Source organism: Streptomyces silvae, from assembly GCF_016745505.1.
Lineage (GTDB): Bacteria > Actinomycetota > Actinomycetes > Streptomycetales > Streptomycetaceae > Streptomyces > Streptomyces silvae.
The window spans coordinates 1-10,674 of the sequence record NZ_JAERUC010000158.1; the positions used below are offsets into that span (position 1 = coordinate 1).

Here is a 10,674-nt window from a genome sequence, read left to right on the forward strand (position 1 = left end):
AGCCGAAGCCGAAGCCGAAGCCGAAGCCGAAGCCGAAGCCCAGCCCCGACTCGACCCGAAGCCCGACGTGTGCCCCGGCCCTACCGCTACGCGCGCGTGGACGTCCGGAGCAGTTCCTCCAGGACCACCGCGATGCCGTCGTGCTCGTTCGACGCGGTGATCTCGTGCGCCACGGCCTTCAGGTCGTCGTGCGCGTTGGCCATCGCGACGCCGTGCTGCGCCCAGCCGAACATCGGGATGTCGTTCGGCATGTCACCGAACGCCAGCGTGTCCGACGCCTTGAGCCCCAGCCGGCGGGCGGCCAGCGAGAGACCGGTCGCCTTGCTCAGCCCGAGGGGCAGGATCTCCACGACGCCCGGGCCCGCCATGACGACGTTCACCAGGCTGCCGACGGCCTGCCGCGCGGCGTGCGCCAGGGCGTCGTCGTCGAGCTCCGGATGCTGGATGTAGACCTTGTTCAGCGGAGCGGTCCACATCTCCGCCGGGTCGGCCATGAAGACGGCGGGCAGCGGCCCCTCCTGCACCTGGTAACCGGGCCCGACGAGCACCTCCCCCTCCAGGCCGTCACGGCTCGCGGCCAGCGCGAGCGGACCGACCTCCGCCTCGATCTTGGACAGCGCGAGGCCGGCGAGCTGACGGTCCAGGGTGAGGGAGGTCAGCAGCTTGTGCTCGCCCGCGTGGTAGACCTGCGCGCCCTGACCGCAGACCGCGAGGCCCTGGTAACCCAGGTCGTCCAGGATGTGTCGGGTCCACGGCACCGCCCGCCCCGTGACGACGATGTGCGCCGCGCCAGCCGCGGTCGCCGCGGCCAGCGCCTCCCGGGTGGGAGCGGACACGGTGTGGTCGTCACGGAGCAGCGTGCCGTCGAGATCGGTCGCGACGAGCTTGTACGGGAAGGTCACTTGGAGACCGGCTCCAGAAGCTCACGGCCGCCCAGGTACGGACGCAGGACCTCCGGCACCCGCACCGAGCCGTCCGGCAGCTGGTGGTTCTCCAGGATCGCGACGATCGTGCGCGGTACGGCGCAGAGGGTGCCGTTCAGCGTGGACAGCGGCTGGACCTTCTTCCCCTCGCGCATCCGGACGGAGAGCCGGCGCGCCTGGAAGCCGTCGCAGTTCGATGCGGAGGTCAGCTCGCGGTACTTGCCCTGCGTCGGGATCCACGCCTCGCAGTCGAACTTCCGCGAGGCCGACGCCCCCAGGTCACCGGTGGCGACATCGATGACCTGGAACGGCAGCTCGAGCCCGGTGAGCCACTGCTTCTCCCAGTCCAGGAGCCTGCGGTGCTCGGCCTCGGCGTCCGCCGGGTCGACGTACGAGAACATCTCGACCTTGTCGAACTGGTGGACCCGGAAGATGCCCCGGGTGTCCTTGCCGTACGTGCCCGCCTCGCGGCGGAAGCAGGGCGAGAAGCCCGCGTACCGCAGGGGCAGCTTGTCGGCGTCGATGATCTCGTCCATGTGGTACGCCGCGAGGGGGACCTCCGACGTGCCGACGAGGTAGTAGTCGTCCTTCTCCAGGTGGTACACGTTCTCCGCGGCCTGGCCGAGGAAGCCCGTGCCCTCCATGGCGCGCGGGCGCACCAGCGCGGGCGTCAGCATGGGGACGAAGCCGGCCTCGGTGGCCTGGGCGATCGCCGCGTTGACCAGGGCCAGCTCCAGCAGTGCGCCGACACCGGTCAGGTAGTAGAAGCGCGATCCGGACACCTTGGCGCCGCGCTCCATGTCGATGGCGCCGAGCGCCTCACCGATCTCCAGGTGGTCCTTGGGCTCGAAGCCCTCCGCCCCGAAGTCACGGATCGTGCCGTGCGTCTCCAGGACGACGAAGTCCTCCTCGCCGCCGACCGGCACGTCCTCGTGGACGACGTTGCCGAGCAGCAGGAGAAGACGTTTGGCCTCGGCGTCGGCCTCGTCCTGTGCGGCGTCGGCCGCCTTGACCTCGGACTTCAGCTGATCGGCCTTCTTGAGGAGCTCGGCGCGCTCCTCGGGAGTGGCCTTGGGGATCAGCTTCCCGAGCGACTTCTGCTCGGAGCGGAGTTCGTCGAAGCGGATGCCGGACGACCTGCGCAGCTCGTCGGCGGAGAGCAGGGCGTCGACGAGCGCGACGTCCTCTCCACGGGCGCGCTGGGAGGCGCGAACACGGTCGGGGTCCTCACGGAGCAGGCGAAGGTCAATCACCCCTCAAGGCTACCGGTGCGGGGATCCACCGCTCGAACCGATATCGCCGAGCGTGGCGCTTTGCCCGAATTGCCGGAATCCATAATTCTGGGGGAGTCGCAGGTCGGCCGGGAGGTGGAGGTCGTCAATAAAAGGGCCCGATTGCCTCGAAAAGGGATCAAGGTGCCCGGTTGCTTGACGCATCGCCGGTGTCTGCGCGGGGAGTTGGGGTGCCGGGGAGGGTCCGTTGTCCACAGGACTCCGTTGATCGAATTAGTTATCCACAGGCTGTGAAGAAGATCTGTGGATGCCGGAAGAGATCGTTCCGAAAGCGGCATGACGGGACAGGGATTCGCAACTCAAACCTCGCCCGCGCACTCATTCGGGTGGGTATTCGACGTCTCAATGAGTTGATCAAGGGAATTGGAGGGACATCGGGGGGCCTGGCACTCTGCGGGTGATCCAGGGGCGCTGGGGCGATTTGTCGACCATGTCGTGTTGCGGTGTCGACTTGTCCCCAGGCGGAAGGGGTGCCCTGTGGATAACTCTGTGTGGAATGAAAATCCGCAGGTAGGACCGACGGACCGGAGACCGGTGGGTGCGTCCCCGGCCCGCCCCGCCGCCCCCGGCGCCCCCGCAGGTTTCAGACCCGGCCGTCCTGGCTGCGGGCCAGCCAGTCGGAGGCCTCGGTGAAGTCCCTGTCCGACGTCCCGGCCCGCAGGGCCCTCACCTCTTCGGGCGTCACCCCGGCACGCGGGTAGGAACCCAGGAACCGCACCTTCGGGCAGATCCGCTTGAGCCCCATCAGCGCCTCGCCGACGCGCCGGTCCGCGATGTGCCCCTCCGCGTCGACGGCGAAGCAGTAGTTGCCGATGCCCTCCCCGGTGGGGCGGGACTGGATCAGCATCAGGTTGACGCCGCGGACGGCGAATTCCTGGAGCAGTTCGAGAAGGGCGCCCGGATGGTCGTCGCCGAGCCAGATCACCACGGAGGTCTTGTCCGCTCCCGTGGGCGCGGAGGGCCTGGCCGGGCGGCCCACCAGCACGAAGCGGGTCTGGGCGTTCACCGCGTCGTGGATCTCCGTGACCAGCGGTTCCAGCCCGTAGGTCGCCGCCGCGAACTCACCGGCGAAGGCGGCGTCGTAGCGCCCCTCCTGGACCAGCCGGGCACCGTCGGCGTTGGACGCCGCCGACTCCCACACCGCGTTCGGCAGGTGCTCACCCATCCAGTTGCGTACCTGAGGCTGCGCGGCCGGGTGGGCGGTGACCGTCTTGATGTCCGACAGCTTCGTCCCGGGGCGCACCAGCAGCGCGAACGTGATGGAGAGCAGCACCTCCCGGTAGATCATCAGCGGAGCGCCACTGGTCAGCTCGTCGAGGGTCGCGCTGATCCCGCCCTCCACGGAGTTCTCGATGGGGACGAGCGCGGCCGCGGCCTCCCCGTTCCGCACCGCGTCCAGCGCGGCCGGCACCGAGACCATCGGGACGAGTTCACGGGTGGCGGCTTCGGGAAGCGTACGGAGGGCCACCTCGGTGAAGGTGCCTTCGGGGCCGAGATAGGCGTAGCGCGTGGCTGACATACGGTCACCCTAATGGGCCGACGGACGAGGGCGTGTGCGCGTGACATGGGGCCCAGGCGGGCCGGGGCGCCCGCCCGTACGACCGTCGAGGCACGCCCGTACAGCCGTCGAGGCACGCCCGTACGACCGTCGAGGCATGTCCGTACAGCCGCCGAGGTGCATACGGACGGACGCGGTGCTCATGCCTCCAGCAGCCGCTGCCCCACGTACTCACCGGACGCGGGACCCCCGGGTACGGCGAAGAGGCCGCTCGCCTCGTGCCGGATGAACGGGGAGAGCGCGTCCCCCCGGTCGAGCTTGCGCTGGACGGGGATGAAGCCCTTGTAGGGGTCGGCCTGCCAGCAGACGAAGAGCAGCCCGGCGTCCGGGGTGCCGTCGTCGGAGATCCCGTCGTGGTACGAGAACGGGCGGCGCAGCATCGCGGCGCCCCCGTTCTTCTCGGGGGAGGAGATCCGGGCGTGGGCGTTGTCCGGGATCAGCAGCCTGCCGTCCGCCCCTGCCCTGTCCAGGTCCATCGGGGTGTCCTCCGAGCCGCCGCTGAGCGGGGCGCCGTCCGCCTTGCGCCGCCCGATGACCTGTTCCTGCCGCTTGACCGTGAGCTCTTCCCAGTCGTCCAGGAGCATCCTGATCCGCCGGACGACGGCATACGAGCCACCGGCCATCCAGGCGTACGCCGATGAGCCGCCGGACGGTACGAAGATCCGCTCCTCGAAGTCGCTCTCGGCCGGCTTCGGGTTGTTGGTGCCGTCGACCTGGCCCATCAGGTTGCGCGTGGTCATCGGGCGGCCCGTCGCGCCAGGGGTGCGGTTGAAGCCGTTCATCTGCCACCGCACCCGGGCCGTCGAGCCCGCCTCTTTCTGCAGGGCGCGCAGCGCGTGGAAGGCGACGAGCGCGTCGTCGGCACCGATCTGCACCCAGAGGTCGCCCTCGGACCGCTTGGTGTCGAGGTGGTCGGAGGAGAAGGCCGGCAGCGGATCCAGGGCGGGAGGCCGGTGCGCGGTCAGACCGGTGCGGGTGAAGAAGTTCCGGCCGAATCCGAAGGTCACCGTCAGGGAGGACGGACCGGCGTCCAGGGCCACCCCGGTGTCGTGCCCCTGACCGCCCTCCGCCGGGTCCCCGGCCATCAGCCGTGCTGCCACGGCCGACCAGCGGCGCATCAGGGCGGCCGTCTCCTTGCGTCCCGCGCCGGCCGTCAGATCGAAGGCCACCAGGTGCCCGCGCGCCTGAAGCGGAGTGGTGATCCCCGCTTGATGTTTCCCGTGAAACATCGCCTCGGTCGAACCGACCGTGGTCAGCGGGGTCGGGGCGTCCTCGCGCGTCGCGGCATAGCCGCCCGCGCCGCCTGCCGCGCCCAGGACGAGGCCGGCCGCACCGGCCGCCCCCGCGCTCCCGATCAGCCGCCTGCGGGAGACGACATTCGTCCCGTCGGGGCCGGAGCCCGCGACGGGCCCGGTGCCGGCACCGGACCTGTCGCGGCGCCCGGCCGCGGTGCCGCGCTTTCCGGTGTCCTTCTTCTTGCTCACCCTGCTCAGCCGATCTTCACGTTCTTGGAGATGGTTGTCTGGTCGATGTCCGACGTGCGTACGGTCACGGCGACCTTCCAGTCGCCCGCGATCGGGATCTGTACGCCGCTCGCGGTCCAGTGCCCCTCGGTGAGGCGGTCGGGGGCGACCGGCAGCGGGCCGATGTCCTTGGACTCCAGCGTGAAGGCGAGCTTCACCTCGGGGACGTCCAGCGGGCGTTCGTCGGTCCCGTCGATCCAGAGGTGCACGCTGTTCGAGCCGGTTCCGCCCGGCGAGATGTCCAGGCGCACCGTCCCCTTGCCGTTCTGGCCGCCGGTGTCGAAGGGCAGACTCAGATTCACCTGGCCGCCGGTCACGGGCGCGGGCGCCGCCGTGGTGTTGCCGCGCGCGGCCTCCTCCTCGGTGCGGCCGGGCTCGGTGGACGTCAGGATCGTGGTGACGATGAGGAGCACCACGGCGATGGCCGTCTCCACCATCACCGAACGCCGCAGCCCGGAGCGGTCCGGGTCGGCGTCCCGGGCGCGCTTCTCCTTGGTCGCCGTCAGGGCGGCGCGCTGCCGGGAGAGCTGGGCGGCGCGCTCCGCATCGACGGTCCCGCCGGGAGCGGCGTCGACGGCCCCATCCTCCGTGCCTGCGAGGTCAGCGCTGTCAGTGGTGTCAGCCGTGTCGATGACGTCAGCGGTGTCAGCAGCATCGGTGGCTGACGGGGACGCGGACACGGCGCGCTCGGTCAGCCGCCCCGTCCACCGCCGCGATATCCACGCCACCCCCACCAGCACCGCGACGAGCGCCACCTTGAGGAGCAGCAGCTGCCCGTACCGGGTGCCGGTCAGCGCGGACCAGGAACCGACCTGGCGCCATGACTGGTAGAGCCCGGTCGCGGCGAGGACGACCACACTGCCGAACGCCATGCGCGAGAAGCGGCGTACCGCGCCGCTCGTGATGTCCGGCGTCCGGTACAGGGCGACCAGCAGCGCGACGAGTCCGCCCAGCCATGCGGCCACGGCGAGCAGATGGAGCACGTCGACCGGCATGGCGATGCCCGGCTGGATCCCCGTGGAGGCGTGCTCCGCCAGGGCCCACGTACCGGCGATGCCCGTGGCGATGACCGCTCCGCCCGTCGCGAGCCCGAAGGTGAGGTCCTGCTTCTCCTTCTCGTCCTCGCGCTTGGCGTACGCCCCGAAGAGCACGGCGATGAAGAGCGCGGAGGCGCCCAGGAGCAGCAGCCGGGAGACCAGCGCGGCTCCCGGTTTGGTGTCGAGGACGGCCTGGAGGCCGTCGAGGTCGAAGGCGTCACCGAGCTTGCCGGAACCGGTGTACGGACTGCGCAGGAGCAGCATGGCCAGGGTGGCCGCGGTGAGCGTGATCCAGCCGCGTACGACGAGCCGCTGCATCGGAAGCGCCCCCGCCCCGCGCTGCCAGCAGGCGAGCACGAAGGCCGATCCGCCCGCGAGCAGGATGAAGCCGGCGTACGCGGCGTAGCGCGCGATGCCGTAGAGGGCACCCACCAGACCGCCGCCGGCCTCGTTCGAGGGCAGCGCCACGGTGGTCTCCGAGGGGGCGCCGACGGAGAAGGTGAAGGCTCCCGAGACCGGGTGGCTGTCGGCGGAGACGGCCTGCCAGGCCACGGTGTACGTGCCGTCGGGCAGGCCGCTGTGCAGCTGGACGCCGTACCGCACGGCCCCGCCGCTCGTGAGGTCACGGGGAGCGCCGTCGTCGGCCCGCTTCCCGCTCGGGTCGAGGACCCGGATCGAGTCGTCGCCCATGGCGATCTGTTCGGAGAAGGTGAGCGTGACCTCCTCGGGTGCGGTGGCGACCACCGCCCCGTCCTGCGGGTCGCTCCCCGTGAGGGCCGCGTGCGCGGACGCGGGGCTCGCGCCGGCCAGCACCAGGCCGAACAGCAGACTGATCAGCGTGGCGAGGAGCGCGACCGCGGCGAGCGGCCGTCGTATCGGAGAAGGCCCGAGGCGCGGGGCGGTGGCTGTCATGGGGTGTCAGTACCTCACTGCTTCTTCGGGTTGTAGGTGGTCTCCTTCACGGGGATGTCGACCGTGATGGGGTCGGCCTTCTCGAAGTGCAGTTCCACGGAGACCGTCTCTCCCCGCTTGGGCTGCTGCTTCAGCTCCGTGAACATGATGTGGTTGCCGCCGCGTTCGAGGTCGAGCTCGCCACCGGCGGGCACCTCGAAGGACGTGACCATCCGCATCGTCCGGTTCTTCGTCTCGTGGATGGAGACGTGGTCCGAGAGCGAGCTCGTCACCGAGGTGAGCCGGTCGGTCGCGTCCCCGCTGTTCTTCACCAGGAGGAAGCCGGCGGCCATGTCGCTGACGGGCTGGGGCATGAAGGCCCCGGTCACCTCCAGCCGGGGGACGCTGTTCGAGGAACACGCCGTCAGCGCCAGCCCGGTGGTGAGGGTCAGGGCGCCGGCGACGGCGGTGCGGCGGTTCACGGGGTCTCCCCCTTGACGAGCTCCGGGAGGTCCTCGGTGTAGTCCTCGGCCGTGGTGTCCTCGCTGTAGAGCACGTACCCCTTGTCGGTCTTCGGGGAGAACGCGATGACCTGCGCGCCGTGCATCGAGACGACCGTGCCGTCCTTCTCCTTCTTCGGCGGGTCGATGCCGATGCCGATCTGCCGTGCTCCCGCCTGGATGGTCGGGAAGTCGCCGGTGAGACCGGTGAAATCGGGGTCCTGGGCCTTGAGCCAGCTGCCCAGGGACGCCGGGGTGTCCCGCTCGGGGTCCGTCGTCACGAAGACGACCTGGAGCTTGTCCTGGTCGGCCTTGGGCAGCGCGCGCTTGGCGACGGCGATGTTGCTCATGGTCAGCGGGCACACGTCGGGGCAGTTGGTGTAGCCGAAGTAGATGAGCGTCGGCTTGCCCTTGGTCTGCTCACGCAGGTCGTACTTCTTGCCGTGGGTGTCGGTGAGGACGAGGTCGGGCTTGGTGAAGGGCTGGTCGAGCACGGTCGCGGGCTTGGACTCGGTCCCGGAGGAGACATCGGCGACCGAGTCGTCCGCCGGGTCTCCGCCGCTGCCGCAGGCCGACAGGGTCAGTGCGGCCACGGCGGCGAACGCCGCGGCCAGCACCGTCTTCTTGCTGTGCATGGAGAGCTGTTTCCTGATCTGTGGAAATAGGGGTGGTGGAACCGGTGGGATCAGGCGCTGCGGCGACGGCCGGCGAGTACGCCGAAGGCGACCCCCGCGACGCCGACGACGATGCCGACGATGCCCAGGACACGGGCGGTGCCGTCGGTGCCCGACGACGCCTCGTCCGAGGAGGCCGTCGTCTCCGTCTTCTCCGCCTCGCCGCCCTTGGCGCTCTTGTCGTCCGCGGGGGCACCGTGGGCGTCGGCCGCCGGGGCGCTCAGCGCGAGGACGGGAGCCGGGTTCTCGGGCTCCTCGCCGCTCGCGGTGGGCTCCTCGATCCAGCGGACGACTTCCTTGTTGCTGTACGTCTGGAGGGCCTTGAAGACGAGCTGGTCGGCGTCCTCGGGGAGCTGCCCGACGGAGAGCGGGAACTGCTGGAAGAAGCCGGCCTTGATGCCGTCGCCCTCGGCGGTCCAGGTGACCTTGGAGACGGCCTCGTTGATCTTCTTGCCGTGCACCTCGAGCGGCTTGGCCAGCTTGCTCTTGGTGACGTCGATCTTCCAGCCGGCGACCGGCTGCGGGCTGACGGACGCCAGCGGGTGGTCGGTCGGGAAGTTGACCTCGAGCTTGACGGTGGAGGCGTCGTCACGCTCGTTGGGGACCTTGAAGTTGACCGTGGCGTAGCCGCCCTTGGCGGCCTCGCCCTGCGGCTGCACGCTGACGTGCGCGGAGGCGGTGCCGGCGAGCAGCAGGACGGTGGACGCGGCGACGCCGCCGGCGAGGGCGATGCGGGAAACGTTCATGACAGGGATCACTCCACAGGACACGAAGGAAAGGTGGTCCGGCGCGCGGAGGCGCGACGGCATCACGACCGCCTCGTCCCGGGAATCCCGGCGGAGGGGTCGCGTCAGGCTGCGCGTACGTATACGGGCGGCGGCCCGCGCCTGATCACCATGTGCTGCAGAGGGTCCCCGGTGGCCGGCGCGGGAGCGTCGACGGCGCTGCGGAGAGGGCGCGGCCCGGTCGTGGGCCGTCCCGGAAGTCCCGCACGCAGGGCGCGTACGAGTGCCATGGCCGCCCGCAGTGCGCGCAGCCTGGCCGCGGCCGCGAGCTGCCGGCCGCCCTGGGCCGAGAGCCTCGCCAGCCGGAAGAGCGCGATCTCGCCGCGGCGCAGCAGCCAGCCGGTGGCGAGGGCGGCGAGGAGGTGCCCCAGGAACATGGAGAGGCTGGGCAGCCCGGACATCAGCGTGTCCAGGACCGACGGACCGGCCGCGGAGGCGGCGTCCGGGGCGGCTGCCGCTCCGGACGCGAGGTGCGTGTGCCCCTGGGCGACGGTCGCGGGGTCCAGGCCCGCCGTGGTCACGATGCGGTGGGCCTCGCCGGCGCTCAGCTGCGCCGGTCCCGCGCCGCACACGAGCCCGGCGGCGAAGCGGATCAGCGAGTCGTCACCGGTTCCCGCCGGTACGGCAGCTGTGTGCCGCCCGAGTCCGAAGAGGACGTGCAGGGCGACCTGCCCGGCCGCGAGGCCCGCGGTGATCGGGAGGAGGGTCCGCTCACGTCCGGCGAGCGGCGCCGCTACGGCGAAGACCCCGGCGAAGCCGGCCAGCAGGGTCCAGCCGGGCACACCCGCGCCCGCGGCGAAGCCATGTCCGGCGGCGGCGAGCACGACGCAGACCGCGGTGAACACCGCGGTCCTCAAAAGCCGCATACCGGCTCCGGCGCGTGCGACAGACATAGACATGGCCGGGTCATCATCCCACTGAGCCCCCCGTCTCCGTACGGCAGGTCCGGAAGGTCGGCATCCGTCCCCATCGGGGCGTGATCAGGGGGTGTTGCACCTGTTCATGGGGGCTCCCTGGCCCTGCCGTGGCCCGGCATACACCGGTGGACGGAGGATCCGCATCCGCCGAACGAGCGCTGTCACGGCCGTTGCGTGCTTACGACGCGCTGAACGCGGCAATACGTATCGGTATGTCGAGCCGCAGCCAGGAGGCTGGAGCATGAGCATGTGGTGGTCACTCCATTTGCGGCGCGAAGCTGCGAGCGTTCCGCTCGCCCGTCGTTTTCTGCTCGGCACCATGGAGACCGCGGGGGTGGACCCGGACATCTCCTACGACCTCTCGGTCGCGCTCAGCGAGGCCTGTGCGAACGCCGTCGAGCACGGCGGCGACCTGGGGGACGCGGGTGAGGCCGGAGAGGCCGGGCTCGTCCCCGCCGGTGGCGGGCGGCCCGGACGTGCCTGCGGGCAGTACCGGGTCACCGCGTATCTGGACGGCGAGAAGTGCCGTATCGAAGTCGCCGACTCGGGGCCCGGTTTCCCCTCCCGGCGCACG

General features: G+C 70.8%; 10 protein-coding genes. 1 reads left to right on the forward strand and 9 read right to left on the reverse strand.

Annotated features, from left to right (window positions below):
- Positions 1-86: 86 nt before the first annotated feature.
- The 9 genes from JKV81_RS25050 to JKV81_RS25090 all read right to left on the reverse strand — a co-directional run bounded on the left by JKV81_RS25050 (position 87) and on the right by JKV81_RS25090 (position 10,082).
- Positions 87-902, reverse strand: a complete 816-nt coding sequence (locus tag JKV81_RS25050) for an HAD family hydrolase (RefSeq protein WP_099173215.1) — start codon at positions 900-902, stop codon at positions 87-89.
- Positions 899-2,176, reverse strand: coding sequence for a serine--tRNA ligase (gene serS, locus JKV81_RS25055; RefSeq protein WP_129264634.1), 1,278 nt, complete (start codon positions 2,174-2,176; stop codon positions 899-901). The genes JKV81_RS25050 and serS overlap by 4 nt, the downstream gene beginning before the upstream one ends.
- A gap of 622 nt (positions 2,177-2,798) precedes the next feature.
- Positions 2,799-3,734 (reverse strand): prephenate dehydratase, encoded by a 936-nt coding sequence (pheA, locus tag JKV81_RS25060; protein WP_124277935.1) that lies wholly within the window; start codon positions 3,732-3,734, stop codon positions 2,799-2,801.
- 179 nt (positions 3,735-3,913) lie between these two features.
- Positions 3,914-5,257, reverse strand: a complete 1,344-nt coding sequence (efeB, locus tag JKV81_RS25065; protein ID WP_202077887.1) for an iron uptake transporter deferrochelatase/peroxidase subunit — start codon at positions 5,255-5,257, stop codon at positions 3,914-3,916.
- A gap of 5 nt (positions 5,258-5,262) precedes the next feature.
- Positions 5,263-7,245 (reverse strand): copper resistance CopC/CopD family protein, encoded by a 1,983-nt coding sequence (locus JKV81_RS25070; protein WP_129264636.1) that lies wholly within the window; start codon positions 7,243-7,245, stop codon positions 5,263-5,265.
- Positions 7,246-7,259: 14 nt separating this feature from the next.
- Positions 7,260-7,706, reverse strand: a complete 447-nt coding sequence (locus JKV81_RS25075) for a copper chaperone PCu(A)C (RefSeq protein ID WP_099173210.1) — start codon at positions 7,704-7,706, stop codon at positions 7,260-7,262.
- Positions 7,703-8,359 carry an SCO family protein gene (locus JKV81_RS25080; RefSeq protein WP_202077889.1) on the reverse strand — a complete coding sequence of 219 codons (657 nt, stop codon included), beginning with the start codon at positions 8,357-8,359 and terminating at the stop codon, positions 7,703-7,705. Before JKV81_RS25080 ends, JKV81_RS25075 begins: the two co-directional genes overlap by 4 nt.
- Positions 8,360-8,409: 50 nt before the next feature.
- Positions 8,410-9,144 (reverse strand): YcnI family copper-binding membrane protein, encoded by a 735-nt coding sequence (locus tag JKV81_RS25085; protein WP_202077891.1) that lies wholly within the window; start codon positions 9,142-9,144, stop codon positions 8,410-8,412.
- A gap of 104 nt (positions 9,145-9,248) precedes the next feature.
- Entirely contained in the window at positions 9,249-10,082 is an 834-nt protein-coding gene (locus JKV81_RS25090; RefSeq protein WP_202077892.1) for a hypothetical protein, read from the reverse strand.
- 259 nt (positions 10,083-10,341) lie between these two features.
- On the opposite strand from JKV81_RS25090, the gene JKV81_RS25095 reads away from it, so the two are divergent.
- On the forward strand, positions 10,342-10,674 hold a 333-nt coding region (locus JKV81_RS25095; RefSeq protein WP_202077901.1), incomplete at its 3' end, for an ATP-binding protein.